We start from the raw sequence: 20,917 nt of genomic DNA on the forward strand, positions 1-20,917 counted from the left end.
TTGGAGGCGATTGAGTGGTAGGTTTTGAATGCGAACGGGTGGTGTTTTTGCAGGCGAATGGGTGGTGGTTTTGGAAGCTACTCGGTGGCGGGGCTCAAGGTCGGAGGGTGGTGGTGGTGCTGGCGAGCAGGTGGCCGGTTTTCAATGCTATTGCATGGTGGTTTTGAGGCGTTTACTCAGTAGATGTAGCCCTGGCCGGGTGGAAACGCCAGCGCCTTTATTTCCTTTAGTTTCAGAAAGAATTGCTCGTCCGTCGCTTCATGCATGCGGGGAAGTCCGCTGGTGTAGCGCAACAGGTCGATGAGCCTGATCTGCTGAGCCCATGCGGGCAGTTCCGGGAGCAGCTGGGCAATAGGCGCATCGAGATCGAGTTTTCCCGCCTCGACCAGGAACATGATGCCCGCTGCATTGAACTCCTTGGTGATCGAGCCAATCGGAAAGCGGGATTCCATGCTGAGTTGTCGGGTGCGCGTTGCGCTGTCGAAACCAATGGCACGCTGATAAATCGGCGTCCCGCGTTGCGCCACCAGCACGACGCCGTTAAAAACGCCACGCGCATGAGCGCCCGCGATCAACGCGTCGATGCGTTCAACCTTGCTCGGTGCACCCATGGCGACGCCACAGAAACTGAACAATATGCATATCGCAGGTAAGAACCGCATCTTTGGATCTCCTATTCGGTTTGGCCGATAAACCTTGGTGAATTTTTTGAAGCCACGGCAATGTAACATTGTCGAAAATGCAGGGCGGGGGATAAACGACGGGATGCATGTGGGCTGGACAGGATGTCCAATGTTGGCGATAGGCGGGGATGGGGCGGGCGCGCGGATGGCGAGTTTCACAAACGTTCCAGAAACAAAAACGCCCACCTGCATGAGTGGGCGTTGCGTGAACGATGTTCTTGGTGGCCCGGGGCGGAATCGAACCACCGACACAAGGATTTTCAAGACCAGCGCCGAACAAGAATTATTCCCGCAAAGGTGCGCCATAAAGGTTCTTCCGGCACGCAGCCATTCTTCATGATTTCAGTCTGGTCGATCCTTGATGCAGGTCGGACGCTCGCTTCCCGTGCCTGATCTATCGGGACAAAAGCATCTCTGCTATCGGTGCTTTTGACCACTTATGCCGCCCATTTTACCCTGGTAGGCCGGACAAAGACCGGCGCTTTCCTCCCCGATAAACTGATCGCGCCAGGTAACTACCTGGTCAAATTTTTTTGCGATGTAAGTGGCGATACGCAAAAATCGGCGCGAAGGCCAGCAGCTAACCGGCGACAATTTTTACCCGTCAAGAAATGCGTGACCATCGCAACTGGATCAACTACGTTTTCCAGCACTGCTCGCAGCCGCGCTGGCGCCACTGTAGCCGTTCTTGAGTAGGTTTACGGCCCTTTCGAACTCGTTGTCAACATAGGTCTTCTTTCGAATTACTATGCCTCCCTCATCACGGGGCTTGTCACGAGGATCGCCTTTGAAAGACAGCCAATTGAAGCTGGTCACAACTGCGAAATTATCATCGGAGATCAATACTTTGCGGTGTGTATTCCCGACGAAGGTGAATTTAAATTTACTCTTGTACTTTTCTTCAAGTTGCTTAAGATCTCTTTCGGCTTGCGGCGTAATAGGCAATTTGCTTTTGGCCGCGTCACCTTTTGCTCCAGCATCACCATCATCGAGGCCATAGCCAATGTGTACGTCAACTCCCTGACGGAGCAATGCCTCCAAAGATGCAATGAACTCCCAGTTCACGACCTGATGACGGATCCAGGGAGAAATTATCAAGAGGCGCTTTTTTGATGTCAACAAAGCCTTCTTGAGGAGTGCTGGATGTTGATGGCAATAGATTGACTCGATTGTGTCGACCGAAGCGTGCGGCATTTGCGAGGGGATGTCTTCCTGCCTTGGAGAAGTTTGGGTTGCAGATTCTGTCGTCGCTGCCTCGATTGAGAGGGGCGGCTGATGATCTGTGCCATGCTCCACTATTTCAATGAGAGGCTCCATGCGACCGTTGCTTAAGAACTGCGCGCCGACCAAGTCGTGACCACCAAGCCGGCGGAAGATAGTTTCGTGCTCAAGTGATGGGCCATCTTCGCGCCAGAAAGCGACATCAATTTCCGTTGGCTGCGCAATGTTTCGATAAAAGAGCATCAGGCACGGCAGGTAGTTCAGTTCTCTTCGTTCAATTCGGCGAACCGCAAGTAGATCTCCCACTCGTTCGCGGCCACCGCTTTGTCGAGCCAAAGCATGGTCAAAATCCTCAAGCGGAATGTCTTCAACTTCCGGCCGCTTGGATGCACCAGTTGGGATCTCAAGGATACCGCGCTCTTTCATGTCGCGAGGCCTGTCCAGTGCCGCAGGGGCGACAAATAAGAGACGCTTTGTCAATGCATCGAAACAAATTCTTACGGTGCGCTCTTTGGGTGAAATTATCGCGGCATCAGCAAGGACATTGGCTCCCTTTTTTGTAAGGGATACCTTAGGGGCAGTCGCAGTCATGGCTCGCACATAGTTTATGAGCTCAAGTGTATAGAGCCCAGCAAGAACAGGCGTCAAAACATTTCCTGCCAAACCAAGAAATTCCCCAATGTCCCCTGGCGTATCCAAACCTGCCGCGATTGCTTTGAGAGTACCCTCGTCAATCGGGCTTAGTGGCTTGCGTTCCTGAGTTAAGACACGCACCGTTAACAAGTAAACCGGAAGGCCAGCTTCTTTGAAGGAGGCAAGTTCGAAGCCCGCACGTGCATTGCTTGCTTGCTCAAGTACGTCTTCAAGAATCATGGTTGCAGCTCCTCTAAGGCGCAATCACTTGGATTGCATCGAATGTAATCGATTACGTCTCGAAGCGGGTTGAGTGTCGTTTCCACCGTCTGACAGTAATAATGATCCCCAACGATCGCAAGCAGCTCCTTGGCCCGCGAAAGTGCCACGTTAATGCGTTCCATTTCTCGCAAAAACCCTAATCCTTTTGCCTCGGAGCGCGTAACTGAGAAGATAACCATGTCGGCCTCCCGCCCTTGGAATGCATCGACTACGTTTACGAAAATCTCTGAGTAGCTGGCCCATTCATGCCGCCTAGCCTGGATCGCCGTACGTAAGCGTTGTTTCTGTTCACCATATCCTGTGAGAACGGCAACGGAAATTTTCTTGTCCTTGTTCCGTCCTCGCTGAACAAAGAAATCGATGCGCTTCAGTAGCAAAAGAACTTGCTCAACTTCCCTTGAATTGAAGTGAGATGATCCAATTTTTCGTGAAGCTCTGTCGGGCAATCGGCTTGTAGAGAACCATGTGACGGCGCGGGGTAGGGCTCCCGCCACGTGAGCTGCAGCGGTTCGATCAATGCTATTCAGATCGCCGCCATAAAAGCAATTCGATACGAGATTTCCGATCGCAGGAATCATGCGATGCTGTGTCGTCAGGCGCTTTCGCAATGCGGGGGGTAATTGATCAGTAAGTAGCCGGAAGAGGGTCGCCTTCTGATCCTCTGGCGACAGGTTGTATTTGGTTAGAAGACCCGCTGACTTGAGTCGCGGATCTTGGAATGGGGACAATTGCATATTGTCACCGACCAGGACGGTACGCCTGGCCCTCGACATCGGGACGAGAGCTTCAGTCGGCGTCGCAATAGACGCTTCGTCTACGATACATAGATCATACGTAATTTCGTTACGTCCGGGCACTCCCATTACGCCCAGGCATGTGCCCGCGACAATTTGTGAGGACGCTATTACAGCAGCCCGGAATTCTTGGCTCCGTCCAAACCGGATCTCCCATTCCGCATGGGCCAGCAACAATTTCTTGAGCTGCGTTCCGCTAGCTGTCCCGTTGGAGTGGGCATCTGCCCAAATACGCAATTCTGACGCCGAACAATCTGCATATTCCTTTAAGTCGCTCTTGTTGTCGAAGTGATCGTTCAAGGACTTGAAGGACAGCTTCAATTCCTTATCGAGTTCGTCACGCTCATGAGTAAGTCCCTGCATGCGTTCGTCAAGCTCAGATTGCTGTTCGGCGTCTAAGGCCTTCTTGGCTTCATCGCTGAGTTGTGGCATCAAATCGGCTATCGCTTCGTCGAGCTCCTCAAGCCGTGCCTTCAATCCAGCGTGGCGTTCTAGAGCCATTGCCTTGCGTGTGTCAGCGTGGCTAACACCATGCCTTGCAGCCCAATTCTCGATAAAGCTTCTCCCTGATGCCAACGCCTCTTTTCGCATCTCTGGAAGTTTTGCATCCAAAAGTAGCTTCTTGCTGGCCGTCGAAATGCGTTCATCGTTTTCATTCCCAATTCGCACAGCACGTACAGGAAATTTTCCGTTACCGACGATTCGCTCAAGTGAATTGTCGAGAGCAACGTGTGTTTGCGAGGTCAATAGGATTCGTGCATTGGGACTTTCCCTAAGCGTTTGAAGCACCAATTCGGTAATGAAGGTTGTCTTGCCGGTGCCAGGCGGCCCTTCTACGAGCATTAGCTCTGGGCCAGAGAGCGCTGTCAGGACCGCATTCTTTTTGTCGTCGTCGATGTGGCTTTGGATGAATTCCACGTCAGCAATCGCTGGAATCGGGATTTCCCCAGGGTTCAGAATAAACTTTCCGAGATTCGGATTTACGGATCTTCCGTATCGAACCGCCTCCAGGGCAGATTTTTGCTTGTCTAGTGCGACGTCGGACTTAGTTGTGTCTGCTTCCAAGACGCCACTTCGCGGCAACTCCGAAGCCTGGATCTTGCTACGTTCATTCGGGCGCATCAAAACGCTGTTGTCGTTGAACGATATGACGGAACCGCTAAAACTCTTCCCACCAACATCGACAATGACATCTTGGTCGGCGAACAAACTAGTGTCGAAACCTTGTACTAGGATCAATCGCACGAATTCGCCGCTGGACTCAATGCCATCATAGTGCGCGCTAACTTTGTGCTGCTTCTCCAAATCGGTCTTGGCGCTGAGTAAATCCAGCCAAGTCCTGTACAACGCCTGTTCCCGTTGTTCCATCACTCGTAGCTTTTGATCTGCTGAGAAAGCTAGAATTTGTTCAAGGAGCGCGTCAATAGCGGCTTGGGAATCTGTGCCGGAAGGACCTCGAACTGCGAACTTGTACTCCGCAGTACATGCTCTATTGCGCTTTGCTTCGAGTTCCGATGGAGAAAACTCGAGCGCACTTACTAGCAACAGCTTCTCTTTAGAATCATCTACAACGGCGGTATAACCATACTTCTGACCATAGATTCGAACACTGCGATTCGGACGATCTTGTTGAGGAGGGAGTTCTTCGCAACTTGCGTCTTCAAGGTCGCGTTCGACAAAGCGATCTGCACGGTCACCACGCAATGCCAGGTCATATTCTATAATGCCCCGTAGTTTGTTCGTCAGGGCAACAATCACGACTCCGCGCGGCTGCCGCACAAGTCTTGGCTTCAATTTCTGCAATTCGGCTTGCAAGAGTAGGACGTTTGGGGGCCGTGCAGCAGGGTTGTCTAATGACAGGCATAGACGTAGCAGGCGTCGGATATCTTCATCCAGTGCCACATCCTCAAGTGCATGAAGCAGCTCCTCTTGATTGCTAGGTGTCTTCGCGCTTAACGCCGAGATGGCAACTGCGGCATAGCCGAACACATCGCGGCTATAACTGTAATTTCCGTCATCGAACTCCGGCGGCGCGAAAGGAGCAGAGGCAAACTGCGCAAGTGTCACGCCAGGTGCAAGGAAATCACGGATCTTTGAAATGCCGAAATCGCAAATCTTCGGTTGCCCACCTTCATCGATCAGAATGTTAGATGGCTTGACGTCACGGTGTGCGATGGCGTTCGAGTAGGCAAAGACCAATCCATCCAAAATCGCTCGACCTATCACGTCAAAGAAATCGTCCCACTTTGCAAAACGTTGTCTCTCGAAGAAGGCGTTCAAATCTTCTTCAATCCAATCCATCACGATGAAGTGGGCGGCATCTTGAATATCTCTGCCAGAAGCGCGAATTCGTACAATATTTGGGTGATTTAGGTCGGAAAGCGCTTGTACCTCTCGGCGGAACGATTCTTCTACTACATCGTCGGTGCCCTCGCCCGTTCGGAACACTTTAATGGCGACCGTTTCTCCAGTGTCCAAGTCTGTAGCCTTGTAGACGGATGCAAGGCCACCGCTTCGCGGCGCGCCCCGAGTGACGTAGCGTCCTTCAGAGAACGACAACCGCGCTGCCTCGCGGCCCTCTTTGATTCTCGGCAGACCCAGACTACTTCTATCTTCGGCCATCGGGATGTCCTCGGGTTATGGTTAGGTGGCGGAGGGACAAACGAACGACATCGAATTTGGCTAACACATGCCAACTTGTTGATGTCCGGGGCGCGGCTGCTCTTACACGACTGCTCGCAGTTCGGAGGCCATCGGGGCATAAAAACGCCCCTTGCATGGACAAGTGTACCGTATTGCCAAAATAAAATATGCGCAAATTGTCACATTTGGTCGAACCACATGGCAGCGCGGCGTATTCCTAATGGCATCGCGGTGAAGAGCGCGGCAAGCAGGGCTAGAAACCCTCCATGCGACGGGCGCATGGAGGAGTCGGCTTGTTACTGAGCGGCGAGGTACATCGGTTTCGGCGCATCGGTGCGCCATTGCTTGTACACGTACTTGCGGTGGTAAGCCAGGTACTTTTTCTGCTTTGCATTCAGGGCAGGCAGGGAGAATTCAGGATCGACCCACGGGTCGAATGCGTCCTCGTCCATTGCCTTGTCATGGAACTGGTTTCCGGAGTTGCGGAAACTGACCAACCCTTTTTCGAAGTGCTCGGCGAGTTGCGAATCCATCAGCAAGTAGTTGTTTGGATCAAGGCGTTCATCGTTAGTGCAGGCTTCCCACGGTACGATGCGAGTTGCCACGAGGTCCAGGTCGTGGTCCGAGTCGATGCGATCGTAGTCACGGTCAAATACCGCATCACCCACCTTGCCCTTGCCTGCAAGTGCCTGGCACAGATCGACTTTAATCTCGTCGCAGATGTCATCTCGATCCATGATCTTTTGCGTTTGATGAGCCAACCATTGATCCACGTGTGAGCCTTGTGCCTTGATGCAAGGACGCATTAGGCCCAGCAACTGATCGAAACAAGCCGTGTCGGTAGTGCGCATGCCCAGCACCCCCGTGAATCCGGGAAATTTGGAGCCATACTTCGAAGCCGAAGCTTGCAGAGCGCGACGCTGCTTTGCCGACAGCAACGAAGGAGCCGAAGCTGGGGTAATGTTCATACGCACCCAGCGTTTAGAGATGTAGCTGTCGCTACCTTGGTATTGCTGCAAGAAGAAGCGGTCACTGATGCGCCCCGCACCAACGACCATTTCGCCGCGTAGGGCAATGACATAGTCGCCTACATTGAAGCCATCGGCAGCACGCATAATTGGAGCCGTCAGTTGATGATCCCAGATAAAGACGTTTGTAACGGTGTCCATATCGACGAAGACGATGTTGTTGTTGGAAATGCTGTTCATATAGAGCTTTCAAAAAAATGGGCCACTGATGTGGCCCGATGAGAAAAAGAGCATCGCCTGAATGGGTTAAGGCGATGCAGTCAGGTTCCTACTGGTTGATGGGAGTTACTACTGCGAATCGCACTTCAGTTCATGGCGTCTTCCAATGAAGTGCGGGTGTATGTCTCACGCTGATACTCCGTCGCGGCCACAAGCCAGAACTTGTTGCCGTTGGAGTCGCGGCTTCCGATGCCGAGGTTGCTAAGCTGCTTGCCGAATTTGATGAGGTTCAGTGCGGGGAAACGGAACCGGGCTGCGAAGCGCTGATACTGCTCATAGAGCTCCGCCGGCTTAGTACCCTTGCTGTCTTCTTTGCATGCTTCCCGGACGAAGTAGCGCACGCTGTCGGACTCGTCTCGGTACTTGTTTGCGGTCCTGACGGCAGATTCAGGGATGATGAACTCGTCGCGTTGGCGCAGATCCATCAAGGCGTTGACCGCCAGCACCAGGATTCCGTCAAGTTCGCTGAGAATCTTGTTTTGAAGGTGCTTGTCCACCTCCTTCCCGGTGAACTTGCGGGTGAGCTCCAGGATGATCGCCCGCCGGAAGAAGCCATCGGTCGTGTCTTTGAGGTACGGCAGCGAATTGGTCGCGGCGACGACGCGTGCGAATGGCTGGAAGGAGAATGAGGGTTGGAACTTCTTCTCGGCCTCGATCCAGTCGCCAGCGACGACTGCCTTGAGATAGCCGTCTGCGAGGGTTGCATCCGCGTTCATTTCGGGGCTGATGTTGCACAGTTTCCCCTGTAGCTCTGCCCGGACCGATGGTTTTCCCATACGCTCAAGCATCGCGTAGGACACATTGTCTTTTCCGAGCAGCGCCGCCAGTGTGTTGAGGAGCACCGACTTGCCGTTGCCGCCACTGCCGACCAACCAGAGGAATTTGTGCTGGCTGACGTCCGGTACTAGGCAGTAGCCGAACCATTCCAGCATGAACTGGACCCGTTCCTCGCGGTCCTGATCCAGCTGGAAGATTTCGTTGAGCGCGTTCATGAAGATTGGAGCCTTGGCATCCGGGTTCCAATCGACGTCCATCTTGTTGACTAAGTTGTGCTCTGGGTCGTGGCCCAGCAGGGTGCCGGTAGCGAGGTCCAGCGTCCCATTATTCAGGCAAAGCAGGCGGCCGCCATCGCGGCGGCTGGTCGCGATTTCGCGCACGAAGGTCAAGCTTTGGAGGTTCTCGACGATCTGTTTTACAACGCTAACGTTGAGCCGCGTGAAAGCGCGCATGATGCGCTGTTCGACATCCACGTGGCGGTCCAACTGATGCCAGTAGCCGTTCCTGTAGGCATAGAACTCGAAGTTGAAGAACTTGAGATGGTCGTTGAACAAGGTGGACAAAATCTCTTCGGCCATCTGTCGCGGGCAGTCCTTTGAGCTGGAGCCAGTTGGGCCTTTGGTCTTTTTTGGTTGCTTGACCTCATCGTCCTGTTCGACGTCCCCGGGGGCGAGATCGAGTCCCAGTTCTTTGATTGTCCCCACGGCGTCGAACAGCTCGCCGTCTATCTGCAATACGAAAGCATTACTTTTGTGTTGTTCTGTGCAGGAAGGTAGATAGAAGGCTTGGGACACTGCCTTGGTCTGCGGATCAATCGAAGCATCAAAGAGATCATTGAATACCTCGAACATATGCGGCCATGCACGTGCCGGGATAGGGGCCGCAAAGGGGATCACGGCGCGGAAGCATGGGGTCTCTGGCGAGTGGCTGTGGGTCGACACTAGTACGGCCTTGATGCCTGCTTCAGTCAGTGTTTGATGGATGGACTCAGGCTCTACACCGTCGAAGTCAAACACGCCCATTGACACGGCGTTGGCGGCGCGATTGCTGCGAGTCATGCGTGCCAAGTATGTAGTGCCAGAGAACATAGGGCCGTCTTTGTCCTCACGTATATCGTGCCTTGTGAGGTACGTGTTGACGATGTCCTCGAAGCTGATGGACTGCTGTTTTGGAACGACATCCGTGCAGCAGTCGAAGCGACTGATCTTGAATTTCAACATTTGGATAGCTCTTATGAAAGTAGATGTCCGGCCGATATGCGTTAGAACAGATTGGCCGGGATTGATAGATGATCGGATGCGCCTGACCGCGCATCCGGTTATTGCAGCCTGCGGGCGGTACTGGCCCACAGGTGGAAGCACCAGTGAAAAAGTGCTCTATTACCTTGTTCAAAACTTCTTCAGGAAGCTTCTTTGCGTTTTGCCTGCGTTTCGGCGCACCATGGACTTTGCTGAGGCGCGCCCGTGTTCTACGCGGCAGAAATCGGGACAAAAAAAATCAGCTATTCGCCGACCGTTCGGTTGGCGAATAGCTGTGAAAATGAATGATCAAAGCAAGGGTATGTGCGTGCCGGGTACTATGCTCCGGACGATGCCTCTGCCCCCGCCTTTGCCTGGCTATAAATACTTGAAACCGAGCTTGATGCCTGCCTTAAAACGTCGTCGGCGAGGTGGGCGTAACGTTGTGTCATGTTGGGGGAAGCGTGACCAAGTAACTGCTGCACCTGATAAAGGCTGGCCCCGGACGAAACGGCGAACGATGCAAAAACGTGACGAAGCGAATGGATACGCAGGTGCGGCAACCCGGCTGCATCCAAGATCCTTGTAAAAGCCTTACGTGGGTTGTTGAGCGGGCGTGACGGATCGCGGCCCGGGAACACCCAAGGGTTGCCCGAAATGCGCGGGTGATTGCGAAGGAGTTCCACAGCCTCTGGGTTGAGTACAACGTGGCGCGTCTTGCCGTTCTTTGTCTTCGGCAGGAACCACCTCGCGTTGTCCAGATCGATGTGCTCCCAGCGGGATTGGAGCGCCTCCTCCCGACGCGTGCCGGTCAATAGCAGGAGCCTCAACGCACCTACCGCTTGTTTGTTTGGCTCGTTATCCATTGCCTTGAGCATCTTCTTCAGGTCTTCAGCGGACAATGAATCTGTTCTTCCCGCTGGCTCCTTAAACTTGGCGATGCCGAGGCAGGGGTTGTGTTTGATGTGCTTCCAGCTCAATGCCAACTTGAACATCTTCGAAAGCAGGGCCAGATGGCGGTTAGCCGTCGATGGACTATGCGAGGATTTGATTTGGCCCAGATACATCTCAACGTCGGGGAGTGCGATGTCGGAGATGCGACGCGATCCGAATTTGGGGATAAGGTGCAGGCGCAGTTTTGATTCGTCCATGTCCCAACTGGATTTGTGCTGCTTGGCGTAAGGGAGGTACTTTTCCATAGCGTATTCGGAGAACGTTGGCATTGCCCTTACGTGGTCGCGCTGCTCCTTTGGATTGATCTCCTCGTCGATGGCGGCTCGCCATGCCAGTGCTTGCTTCCTGGCCTGCTCAATCCCTATTGCGGGGAACTCGCCGATCTTCAATTTGTCGCGCTTACCGTGGAATGTATAGTGGAAGTAGAAGAACTTTCGCTGTGCTGTGCCTGCACTGCAGATGATGCGCAGTCCGGTGACAACGGAGTCGCTCACCTCCTTGGCTTTGGCAGTAGATCCTGGGCCGGGGCCGGACATGGCCTCAATGAGGCGGTTGGTCAATTTCATGGGTTTTCCTTATGCATGCAAAAAAGCAGCCGTGCGAGCGGAGCTGCGCGGCGGTGGCTTGGATTTAGGGAGTGGGATTCCCTGGATCAGGACGAACCAGGGCTGAGGTGTCGACCTCAAGGAGGCGTGCGAAATGCGAGTCCCCTATTATCTTGTTCAAGAAAATGGGATGACCTTGATTGGGAATCTCCGATAGAACGGGGCTCGGTCTGACTCAATGCGATCGTTCCCTTATCTACATGCATGCAGTGCTGGTGGGGGCGTCGCGTCGGGAAACTTCTTGACGGAACCGGTGTGCGACGCATGTCTTGTTAGTCCCTGGAACTGAACGCACCCGGGGCGCTGGCTGTCCAATCAGGCCTTGCGCTGCTTGGTTGATTGAAGCGCGCGCGGTAAGGGATGCCAAACCTTGGCTTTTCGCCGGCCTATTGCGGGCCGGTCAGGGGAAAACGGCGGCGTAAAATCCGCACTGCTATTGAAGATTTCTACCTCTTCTCCCCCTGTCAAGGTCCGAACAAGATCATTGCAGGGGGAGAAGAGGGGGAATGTTTTGGCAGCACTGTGGCAGCCAGGACTGATGCGCAGACAGACCCGATATTGAGATTGGCGACGGCATTGCGTGTTTTGCCAAAAGCCTTGACTGCATAGTTGGCGCTGGTCTGGTCAATATTCGTCAGGCAGTAGGAGCGTCGTGGCCGAGCGGTCGGCTTCGGTAATGATCCAAATGCGCGCTCCGTCAGGCAATGGGTAGTTTGATAGCAAGCGCGCACCGATGCGCAGGGCATCGGTGTTGGCGGCGGCGTCATCGGGCGGCACGTCGCCCCAGTCACCGCGCATGTGTCTGGAGACAAGTCTCATCGGAACGATTCCATTTCGTTCGAGGGCGTCCAGCGCACCGGGCGTGGCGACAAGATCGCCGAGGGGGAACAGCATGGCATTGCTGGTAGTGGGTTGGTTCATAGAAAATCCTTCAATGGCAAGTGGACAAGGCAAGCGTTCACACGCGGCACAAGACGGTGCGCGATGGCGCTTCTTCAGGCTTCCGGATATAGGCTGTTGATGCGGCGCCAAGATGTTTTTGGTGATCGATTCCGGCTATGCTGTGGAAGTTCAAGCGTCCGTCTTGCGGCGCAGGTTCAGGAAGCTTGCTTGTGGCGGGAAGTTGGACCTTGCTGTGCGATGCAGGGTATGCGCATGCTGGTAAGGTTTGCGGAAGTGCTGCCGACCATTGCGGTCGATGGTGCTGTCAGTAGGTATAACCGTAGTCCGACAGCTCAGTTCTGATTGCTGAAATTGAAATATTGCTGGCATCTGGTGACGCCAAAATGTCGGCGATGCGAAAGTACAACGTCTCCATCTGCTGGGCCGGATCGGTGGAATATTCTTCCGTAGATCGATAGCCTTCGAGCTCGATGCCCAGCATGCTTACCTTAATCGGGATGCTCAGAGCGATGAAGTGATTTGGGTTTAGATTCGCCACGATTGTTGCCAGCCCCGTGACGGTGACGACGAGGCCATCGCTCACGAGAACATCAGCAACATGATCGGCCTCGCCCACGGCAGCGGCGTCACCAGTGCCGTCGGGATCGACAAGTTGGACGCAGTAAGAATTCATCTCGTTCTGGAAATAAAGGGCAGAGCGGTGATGAACAGTGGGCATCAGTGGCGACCAATAGCTAATGATTTCGGCGTAGCTACTTGGAAGATTTGGGGCACCTGAAAAAATTACACCGCGCAAATGAGCGGGCATTGCGACATGACGATGGTATGTCGCTGTATCCGTTGGTGTGAGGTGCATCGCTACCTCGACATCACTAGGCAGTTCGGCAAGGTCGAGTGCATTGGTATTGAGAAAGTAGCCCGGAACCGTAGTGAGGTCGGGCCCATCATCACTTAGGCTGACGCGGGAGTAGTAATCCAGGTCCTTGATTGCGTTGACGGTCGCCATCGCTTCCGCGCTGATATAGATTTTGGCTTGCATGGGTTTTTCCTTATTCGTTGATGATGAAGCCCTTGCGTAGCAGCTTGATCTTATGACGCCGCTCCACGGCGGGGCGATTGATGCTGAATAGACTGAGGTCCCGATCTCCATCGATCAGATTCACTTGCTTGGTGTTGATGGCATGTCGGATGGTCTGTTCGCCGACCATTCCGTCGAAGTGAAATTGACCAGCATTGAAGCTCACTCGATCAGCGTCGTACTGAGCACCAGCGATAAATCTTGTCGCGTCGGCGTTTGCGTTCATCAAGATCACCTGGATGGTCTTTCCGGCCCGCGTTGATTTGCCGAGGAAATAGCGCGGGTAACTGGTTGCTGACTGCGAAACGTCTTTGAACGTGTAGGTGAATTGATCCTCAAGAATTCGCATCACCTCGGCGTCCAGGGCGATAAGATCGATATCGGAAAATTCTGGGTGCACCCGTGGATTGATCAGATGCTTGACGAAGCCGCCGAACAGGTGCGCGCGGGGCTCGTTCATGAGGTGGCTTGCCAGTCGCTCAGTGTCCTGCACGATGTCGTGGCCGACGCAATCAATGGTGGACAGGTAGCGGCTGGACAGGCACAGCTTCTTGGCGACGAACACGATGCCGCTGTGCCCGAAGATCAACTTGTTGAAATCGAGTGGATAGAGGCTGTTGAGATTTTCGCGCAGCACGAGACGCTGGCCCAGTTGGCGCTGTAGTGCGGAATACTGTGGCTTTAGCGTGACGATGTCGGCGGTTGGTAGTGGCGGCAAGACCAGTGAGTATTCTATGTCAAGTCCCGCCCATTCGTGCTGGTAGCGCGCGATGCCGCCCAGTACGTCGGAGTCCAGTGAGATCGAGACGTAATCCACGATCCCTCTGAGCTTGGCTACATGCTGAATTTCACGGGTGATGATCCTAACCTTGTAATCATGTTCCTTGATGGTCTGGATCATCGCCAGCAATTTTGGAGCGTATTCCTCGAAGTTGTATAAGGGATCGGCACCGCCACTTATCGTGATAAACGATTTATCACATTGCGTGATGAAGGTTGCCAGTGCTTCCTTGGGTTGACCGCCGTGGGGTAGCAGTGGCGAATCGCGCCAGTTGCAGTATGAGCAGGCCTTGGCGCACCCGAAGCCCTTCGTCTTCCAGTTCACGATGATGGTGAAATTCTGGCTTGGTTGTTTCATTTGAGTTTCCTTCGGGGACTTATGAGGGGCGCTATTGCTGCTTCTTACGCGGCAACGACAGCGTCTTTTTGGCGGTCGGCTCCGGTTCGGTGCTGGTCTCGGCTTTGCCATTGCCGGTATTGGGGAGCTCAATCTGTGTTCCGGGCTCCGCCAACAGCGCCGTTTTCCACCCTTCCACGTCGCCGATTGCGATGTGCTTGGATTCTGCGTCGAGTGCTGCGCCTAACAAGCCCTCACTGCGCAGGATCGCGGCCAGGAAGCCGGCGTTATTGCTGCTGAGGCCGACGAAGGCATCCTTGAGCGCTTTGGATGGGAATGCCTTGCCCGCCTCACATTTTGCGAGGCAGGCCTCGACCTTCGGGAATGGAACCAACTCGCGGCTAAAGTAGCCACCGCTGTCGTTGCCGGTGATCGAGATAAGGAGATCATGCCGATTGATGTCGGTGACGATCTGGTAGTGGATGCCGCCCTCGGCACGTTTGCCCAGCTTGTTGGCGGTGGCCAGCTTCAGTCGCCAATAAGAGGTAGTAGCTGTTGCCTCGCTTTGATTGATATCGGCTGTGCCTGATTGGTCCGAGATGGCGCCGGAGGGCTCGGGCGCGGAGGTTGGTTCGTTCTGGTTGGACTTGCTCATGATGACTCCTATGGTGGTCAAGGGAAAAGCAAAATCCCCATGACATCGCTGTCATGGGGATTTCTGATTGATTGCTGAACTGATTGGCCTGGCTACCTATCTCCGGTATTTCAGTGAGAAGGCGAGGTCGAGGCTGCGAGGCAGGATGGTCTGTCTGATGCTGAATGGTGCGGGGCGATGGTCCGTCGATGCACGGGTGACTGTCCCCTTTGGTTTCCTGCTCTGCCATTCCCAGCTGGGGTTGGCGCTGATCTTCAGCATGGCTATTCCTTTCTGTTTTGTTGAGATGAAAGAAGCCCGAGGCCGTAATGGCGTCGGGCTGCGGCGATCTGGTTGGAAGATAACCAGATCAGTAGCGAAGGCCTACGGGCCGGCTCTATCGCCTATTTCTATGAGGGCCGTGGATGGTTAGAAGACCACGTTGAATTTACCTTTGTATTGCGGATCGCTCGCCAGTGATTTACGGACCGCCGAATTGATGACCTGTTGTGCAAAGCCATCCGGTCTGAACTTGACGCCGCTCGTGGCCTCGCCGGGGCTGACGAACATCACTGCTTCAGACGTTGTCGAGAATGGCTCAACGTCGAAGTTGATGTAGCCTTTTTCTATTTTGAAACCGTCATTGGCTTCGTACTTGAAGTTGCAGACGGTCCGCCCGTTGGCGGTGCGCACGCCTTTGGTGGCGGCATCGGTGAAGCGATACGCCAGCTTCTTGCTGATCGATTCCGGAAGCGTATAGGTGTCGAGCTTGACGATAGGGCGGCCCCACATCGGATCGACCATATTCCCGAATTCGTCCAGGCTCACGTTCTTCATCGCACGCGGCCCAACGACAGCAAGAAAGCTCGCCATCTGCTTGTTGATGGAGGGGATGTAGTCGCTACAGTCCTGCGCTGCAATCACTGGGCCCGACAGCAACGCTATCGGGATGCTGGCGGCGGTGATGCCAAATTTCAGACGTTTCATGATTTCCTTTTCTGCGATGGAATGGAAAAGCCCGAAGGCCTGTACAGGGCTTCGGGCTTTGATTGGGTTCAACCCTGAAAATCATATATCCGCTAAATCTGCATCGACTCGGAAATGCACGGTAGGTTGTCGCTGCTGTGGCTACGCTTTTCGACACCACTTCCTGAGTAACAACTCGGAGACTTGGAGTGCTCGCTTTCCTCTCTACTGCCTTTCTTCATATGTCATTGCGTGATGTTGGCAGCTTGTCAATGAGAAAATAATTGTGCCTGGAAAATTTGTAATGTATGATCTAATCAATTTGATGACATATTGAGTAAATAATGAGCAGGAATCGATTTGGATTTGGTTTTTCTATCAATCCCTGTGGATGAGGAGCGATTGTTGACACATCCGCAGCGTATCGCAAGCTTGAGCCAGGCTCAGCGCGAACGATTGATGTACCTGGAGTTTCGTTTGTACTTCATGGGGGAAGTTGGTCGCCCGGACATTTCGGCGCGGTTCGGTCTTGCGCCGGCGGGGGCGACGCGGGACATAGCCCTGTATAGGGAATTGGCACCGCAGAATATTGACTTTGACAGTAGTAGCAAGACCTACCGGATTAGCGCCAAGTTTGAGCCAATTTTTGCACATCACCCTCAACGCGTGTTGTCAACTTTATCATTTGGGTTCGGCGATGGGATCGACAGCGAGTCACGGTCACTCTTACCTTGTGAATTCCCAGCAACGTTGAGTTGCCCAAGAATGGATGTGCTTGCGCCGATTTGTCGAGCGATTTACGCCAAGCGCGCTGTGGCTATTCGCTATCAGTCTATGAGCAGCGGCGAATCTGAGCGCGTGATCGTACCTTTCGCATTGGTGGACGCTGGCCTACGTTGGCATGTCCGCGCGTTTGATCGGAAATCGGGCGAATTCCGGGACTTCGTCATTACGCGGATTCAATATCCCGAGCTAATCGATGATGAACCGAAGCAGAGCGAGCGTCCGGAAAATGACATTCAATGGACAAGAATTTTGGAACTTGAATTAGTCCCGCACCCACGTCTGAATCGTCCTGATGTTGTGCGAATGGATTACGCGATGGAAGGCGAGTCACTGCGGATTCGCGTCCGAGCTGCTGTTGCTGGATACATGCTTCTGCGTTGGAGCATCGATGCGTCACCAGATCACAGCCTTACTGAGGAACAATACCGCTTGTGGCTCAACGATCCGCTGGCCTTGTATGGTGCAGAGAGCGCGAAGCTTGCTCCAGGTTACCGATCGCCGTTGGTCAAGACAAATCGATAAAGGAAAAATATGAGCCGATTTAAAAAAATGGAGCGCAAAAAATGCTCGGACTGACTCTACGAGAAGAATTTAGGGGGAAGCGCCTAAAAGGGACAGCTATTGAGCTCTCCAACGATACGAACACGGGCGCGACTCAGATTGCCGCGCAAGAGTTTCTGGCGATCACCTATCCCACCCACGATTTGCTGAAGGGCATTGAGGCGGTCGGCCCGAATCAAGGGCGACCGGTCGTGGTGATTGGTGAACGTGGCCTCGGTAAGTCTCACTTGATGGCGGCTCTTTATCACGCCGTGAGTGATGCGGCGTCGACCGGTGAATGGCTGAACTCTTGGGCCGCGACCTTGGGCGACCCTCAGGTCGGCAAGATAGCGCTCCGCGATGGTATGCAGGTGATTGGTGAAAGTCTTCATCGTCAGCGTTACAAGTTTTTGTGGGATTTGTTGTTTGAGCGCCATCCCCACGGTACCTACATCAAAGGCAAGTGGGAAGGCATGGGCGCGGCAAAGACCGATATCCCGTCGGATCAACTGATTCTTGAGTTGTTACAGCACACCCCGGCGATGCTGTTGCTGGATGAATTCCAGACGTGGTATGACGGCCTTACCAACACCAAGCAGTACCCTTGGAAGAACTGGGCGTTCAATTTCATTCAGATCTTGTCAGAGATCGCTAAAGAGCATCCCGAGTTGCTGGTACTCGTCATTTCCGTCCGCAATGGTGGAAGCGACGCTTATCAGCAAGTGCATCGTGTTAATCCGGTCGCCATCGATTTTAAGGCTGGTGGTAACGCTGAACGTATCCAGCAGGATCGCCGCCGGATGTTGCTGCACCGCCTTTTCGACAATCGTCTTCAAATCGCCAGCGGTACGATTGATTCGCTGGTTGCGCAACATATCACCGAATACTTTCGCTTGCTCGATGTGCCGCCGTCCGAGCAGGATCGCAAGCGCAAGGAATTCACCGAATCTTGGCCCTACGCCCCCCACTTGCTGCGTTTGCTTGAGGAGCAGGTCTTGATTGCGACCGACGCACAGGAAACGCGTGACATGATTCGTATCCTGGCCAATCTCTACAAGAGTCGTGGCGATGCGACGCCCGTGCTGACAGCAGCAGATTTCAGGTTAGATGATGACGCGTCGGGTATTGGCGCATTGCTGGATTCGGTATCAAACGAACATCATCGCACGCTGCGCGCCAAAGCGCAGCAAAACATCATTTCAGTTACTGAAGCAGTGCCAACACATGCCACACTTGCCCCACACTTGCAAGAAATTGTTGGCGCGCTTTGGCTTCGTTCGATTGCAGTTGGTAATCTTGCCGGGGCAGAGCCAGTCACTCTGCAGGCCGACATCACGCGCAACAAGCCCGTTGACGACAATGCCTTCCAAGTGGAACTGGCTACCGTCGTCGAGAACAGTTTCAACATCCATCAAGATGGTCTGCGTTTGGTATTTCGCGAAGAAGAAAATCCACAGGCGAAACTGATGGCTTGCGCGCGCAATGACAAACTGTTTTCCGATGGATCCGATCTCGCCCAGCTTGCCAAGGAAGTGCGCTATGTTATCGGCGGGTCGGAAGAGGTCGCCAAAGCCTTCCGTGTGATTGCACTACCAAAATCCTGGCAATCCGATCCATGGTCTGCGCTCGACGAGGCCGAGCAGCCCGAGCGTTGGGACGAACGCTTGCCTATTCTTGTGCTTCCGGAAGAGCCGGATAACATCGATCAACGCCTTGGCCGCTGGATTAAAGACCACTTACAAAAGCGTCGCAATACCATTCGTTTTTTGTTGCCGCTTTCCGGCTCGACAAATGCCTTCCAGGATCGTGACCTCCTAATATTGGCCCGCGCCGAAATGAAAGCGCTTGAATGGAGTAACCAGAGTCCCGAATACAAAAAGCTGCACACTAAGTATCAGGGCGAGCTGCGCGATATCTTAAAAAAGCGTTTTGATCGCTTTGCCGTGCTGCATCGCTGGAATTTTGCGGATCCAAGTCAGTGTCGTTTTAACGTCGAGAGCTTGAAGAAACAAGGCGCGCAGATTCCTGACGGTATCGAAGAGGCATTGATCAACGATCTGTTTGTGCCGGAAGACTTTGAGGACCTCGTGCAAGAAGCTGCTATTGAAAATTCGGCGGTAGGTAAACTGCTACGTGAGCTGCAAGAGCCACGTCCCGCAGGCCAAGACTGTATTCCGTGGCTGGGCGAAACCTTGATGAAGGAGCGCATTTTGCGTTTGTGCGCTAGGGGCAAGATCGCCATTAACGTGCGCAGCATGGAATTTCTGCAAGCGCAGCCAGGGGAGGATGAAGAAACAGCGTGGCGTCGGCTACGCCCCAAGTTGTCATATACGGGGCGACAGCTCGACGAAGTGTTCGTGATGGAGCCTTCCGCCGTACCGACCACCGGCGGCGCTACACCGCCAGCTATCCCTACCGCAAGCGATCCCAGCGCGGGAGGTCTTTTAGGAGACACAGGCAGCGGTCCTTTGCCAGAGTCTCCAACTGGCGGCAATATCTCATCAGGCGAATACACTACGTCTTCACCCAGCGGTGGTGGAATTTTTGGTGGCAATGGTGAGCTTGCCTGCAAACAGCGTATTACGTTGAGCAATCCAGCGACCTCAGCCTTAAACCTTATCGGCAAGCTTGAGGGGTGGGGCATTGGCCCCGCCACGCCGGTTGCCGAGGTATCGATCAGAGTATCTGCTGCAACGGGGGCTCAGCTGAAGGAGCTACTCAAGAAACTGCCTGATGGCATGACTTTCGAGCTCACACTTGAGAAGGAAGATAACTGATGGCACTCGACGCAGCGGTATTGCACAGTTTAACCGAGGGAACCGCAGAGGAGGCATGGCACGTCATCATCAATAAAGCGATGGAAATTGCGTCTAAACCGCTGAGCGCAGGCAATGCGCTTAGTGAGGTTACCAAGCGCGACCGTGAAATCGGCGCGCTGGATCATTTCTTGTCTTCCGGGGGATGGGATTTGTGGCAATCCTTTGGCGGCACTGTGGAGCGCACCTCTGACAGGCTAGCGCGTTGGTGGGTCGAACCTGGCTATGGCAATAGCAGCGCCAAAGCGGTGCTGATTCTCGATGGTTTGTCGTTACGTGAACTTCCTTGGTTATTGCAGGGGGCTAATGAGCGCGGCTTTACCCTGCATGGCGTGACAGCCAACGCATCTGAGCTACCTGGCGAAACCAATGAATTCGCGCGCGCCCTGGGTTTTGGCAGTCGCAGCCAACTGCAGAATAACGGTGGCGGCATGGCGCATCGTCTGCAACCGGCTACCACTGAGTCTGTCGATATGCCGTGGCAAGACTGCGCTGGATTAGTCGATGCATCGCCCAACTGGGTGTTTTGGCATCACTGGCCGGACAGCAAGCTTCATGATGGCGCAGGTGCTGGTCAGGGGCTCGACACTCTCACTCGCGACGTTGCTGAACAATTGAGCAGCGATGATTTTTGGACTTTTGTCGGACGGCTAGCTACCGGACGGCGGCTAGTGATTACGTCCGATCACGGCTATGCCGCCACCGGTTATTTCCCTGATGCGGATGGCGATGTCGGCCAGTTTCTCAAGAAGACATTTTCCAGCGGGCGTAGTAAAGCGGCGGGTAGTCTGTCTCAAGTCAATTGCGGTCCCTTTGTGCCACCGGTGGCGATGCAGATCAACAGCCCGCACGGTGCGCAGTTGTTGGCGCTTGGCCGCTGGAAGTGGCGCAGTCAAGGTGGCTACCCGACGTTGACTCACGGTGGCCTTTCGCTTCTCGAAGTGCTGTCACCCTTCGTCGAACTCTCTCGCAATAATTCAGCTAGCTAAAGGCAGCTCAA

Annotated in this window: 14 protein-coding genes; 3 read left to right on the plus strand and 11 right to left on the minus strand. The window is 53.9% G+C overall.

The window, feature by feature from the left end; genetic code table 11:
- Positions 1–176: 176 nt before the first annotated feature.
- From KT882_RS05575 to KT882_RS05625, 11 genes are all read right to left on the minus strand, one after another.
- The gene (locus KT882_RS05575) at positions 177–611 is read right to left on the minus strand and encodes a serine hydrolase domain-containing protein (RefSeq protein WP_228894810.1); all 435 of its coding nucleotides are present in this window, start codon (positions 609–611) and stop codon (positions 177–179) included.
- Positions 612–1,316: 705 nt separating this feature from the next.
- On the minus strand, positions 1,317–2,777 hold the full coding sequence (locus KT882_RS05580; protein ID WP_228894811.1) for a phospholipase D-like domain-containing protein: 1,461 nt from the start codon (positions 2,775–2,777) through the stop codon (positions 1,317–1,319).
- Positions 2,774–6,235 (minus strand): AAA domain-containing protein, encoded by a 3,462-nt coding sequence (locus KT882_RS05585; RefSeq protein ID WP_267478640.1) that lies wholly within the window; start codon positions 6,233–6,235, stop codon positions 2,774–2,776. Before KT882_RS05585 ends, KT882_RS05580 begins: the two co-directional genes overlap by 4 nt.
- 317 nt (positions 6,236–6,552) lie before the next feature.
- Complete coding sequence (locus KT882_RS05590; RefSeq protein WP_228894814.1) at positions 6,553–7,464, minus strand: hypothetical protein; 912 nt, start codon at positions 7,462–7,464, stop codon at positions 6,553–6,555.
- A 125-nt stretch (positions 7,465–7,589) separates the two neighbouring features.
- Positions 7,590–9,500, minus strand: a complete 1,911-nt coding sequence (locus tag KT882_RS05595; protein ID WP_228894816.1) for a DNA primase family protein — start codon at positions 9,498–9,500, stop codon at positions 7,590–7,592.
- A 356-nt stretch (positions 9,501–9,856) separates the two neighbouring features.
- The gene (locus KT882_RS05600) at positions 9,857–11,038 is read right to left on the minus strand and encodes a tyrosine-type recombinase/integrase (RefSeq protein ID WP_228894817.1); all 1,182 of its coding nucleotides are present in this window, start codon (positions 11,036–11,038) and stop codon (positions 9,857–9,859) included.
- 663 nt (positions 11,039–11,701) lie between these two features.
- Positions 11,702–11,998 carry a hypothetical protein gene (locus KT882_RS05605; RefSeq protein WP_228894820.1) on the minus strand — a complete coding sequence of 99 codons (297 nt, stop codon included), beginning with the start codon at positions 11,996–11,998 and terminating at the stop codon, positions 11,702–11,704.
- Positions 11,999–12,284: 286 nt separating this feature from the next.
- Positions 12,285–13,019, minus strand: a complete 735-nt coding sequence (locus KT882_RS05610; RefSeq protein WP_228894833.1) for a hypothetical protein — start codon at positions 13,017–13,019, stop codon at positions 12,285–12,287.
- Between the two features lie 10 nt (positions 13,020–13,029).
- Complete coding sequence (locus KT882_RS05615) at positions 13,030–14,196, minus strand: hypothetical protein (protein WP_228894834.1); 1,167 nt, start codon at positions 14,194–14,196, stop codon at positions 13,030–13,032.
- Between the two features lie 31 nt (positions 14,197–14,227).
- Positions 14,228–14,830 carry a hypothetical protein gene (locus KT882_RS05620; RefSeq protein ID WP_228894835.1) on the minus strand — a complete coding sequence of 201 codons (603 nt, stop codon included), beginning with the start codon at positions 14,828–14,830 and terminating at the stop codon, positions 14,228–14,230.
- Positions 14,831–15,238: 408 nt separating this feature from the next.
- A complete protein-coding gene (locus KT882_RS05625) occupies positions 15,239–15,796 on the minus strand; it encodes a hypothetical protein (RefSeq protein ID WP_228894838.1) in 558 nt (185 codons plus the stop codon).
- Positions 15,797–16,234: 438 nt separating this feature from the next.
- On the opposite strand from KT882_RS05625, the gene KT882_RS05630 reads away from it, so the two are divergent.
- From KT882_RS05630 to KT882_RS05640, 3 genes are read left to right on the plus strand one after another with little or no spacing between them, the layout of a single operon-like run.
- Positions 16,235–17,083 carry a helix-turn-helix transcriptional regulator gene (locus KT882_RS05630; protein WP_228896548.1) on the plus strand — a complete coding sequence of 283 codons (849 nt, stop codon included), beginning with the start codon at positions 16,235–16,237 and terminating at the stop codon, positions 17,081–17,083.
- Between the two features lie 41 nt (positions 17,084–17,124).
- Complete coding sequence (locus tag KT882_RS05635) at positions 17,125–19,878, plus strand: DUF499 domain-containing protein (protein ID WP_228894839.1); 2,754 nt, start codon at positions 17,125–17,127, stop codon at positions 19,876–19,878.
- Entirely contained in the window at positions 19,878–20,906 is a 1,029-nt protein-coding gene (locus KT882_RS05640) for a hypothetical protein (RefSeq protein WP_228894840.1), read from the plus strand. The genes KT882_RS05635 and KT882_RS05640 overlap by 1 nt, the downstream gene beginning before the upstream one ends.
- Positions 20,907–20,917 lie beyond the last annotated feature (11 nt).

This window comes from Pseudoduganella aquatica (genome assembly GCF_020865585.1).
Lineage (GTDB): Bacteria > Pseudomonadota > Gammaproteobacteria > Burkholderiales > Burkholderiaceae_D > Rugamonas > Rugamonas aquatica_A.

What these genes read in the sequence shown, in the direction of transcription:
- KT882_RS05615 (WP_228894834.1), bottom strand. Translation starts at nt 14,196, where the DNA reads ATGAAACAACCAAGCCAGAATTTCACCATCATCGTGAACTGGAAGACG.
- KT882_RS05610 (WP_228894833.1), bottom strand. Translation starts at nt 13,019, where the DNA reads ATGCAAGCCAAAATCTATATCAGCGCGGAAGCGATGGCGACCGTCAAC.
- KT882_RS05605 (WP_228894820.1), bottom strand. Translation starts at nt 11,998, where the DNA reads ATGAACCAACCCACTACCAGCAATGCCATGCTGTTCCCCCTCGGCGAT.
- KT882_RS05600 (WP_228894817.1), bottom strand. Translation starts at nt 11,038, where the DNA reads ATGAAATTGACCAACCGCCTCATTGAGGCCATGTCCGGCCCCGGCCCA.
- KT882_RS05640 (WP_228894840.1), top strand. Translation starts at nt 19,878, where the DNA reads ATGGCACTCGACGCAGCGGTATTGCACAGTTTAACCGAGGGAACCGCA.
- KT882_RS05635 (WP_228894839.1), top strand. Translation starts at nt 17,125, where the DNA reads ATGCTCGGACTGACTCTACGAGAAGAATTTAGGGGGAAGCGCCTAAAA.
- KT882_RS05625 (WP_228894838.1), bottom strand. Translation starts at nt 15,796, where the DNA reads ATGAAACGTCTGAAATTTGGCATCACCGCCGCCAGCATCCCGATAGCG.
- KT882_RS05585 (WP_267478640.1), bottom strand. Translation starts at nt 6,235, where the DNA reads ATGGCCGAAGATAGAAGTAGTCTGGGTCTGCCGAGAATCAAAGAGGGC.
- KT882_RS05630 (WP_228896548.1), top strand. Translation starts at nt 16,235, where the DNA reads ATGTACCTGGAGTTTCGTTTGTACTTCATGGGGGAAGTTGGTCGCCCG.
- KT882_RS05590 (WP_228894814.1), bottom strand. Translation starts at nt 7,464, where the DNA reads ATGAACAGCATTTCCAACAACAACATCGTCTTCGTCGATATGGACACC.
- KT882_RS05595 (WP_228894816.1), bottom strand. Translation starts at nt 9,500, where the DNA reads ATGTTGAAATTCAAGATCAGTCGCTTCGACTGCTGCACGGATGTCGTT.
- KT882_RS05580 (WP_228894811.1), bottom strand. Translation starts at nt 2,777, where the DNA reads ATGATTCTTGAAGACGTACTTGAGCAAGCAAGCAATGCACGTGCGGGC.
- KT882_RS05575 (WP_228894810.1), bottom strand. Translation starts at nt 611, where the DNA reads ATGGGTGCACCGAGCAAGGTTGAACGCATCGACGCGTTGATCGCGGGC.
- KT882_RS05620 (WP_228894835.1), bottom strand. Translation starts at nt 14,830, where the DNA reads ATGAGCAAGTCCAACCAGAACGAACCAACCTCCGCGCCCGAGCCCTCC.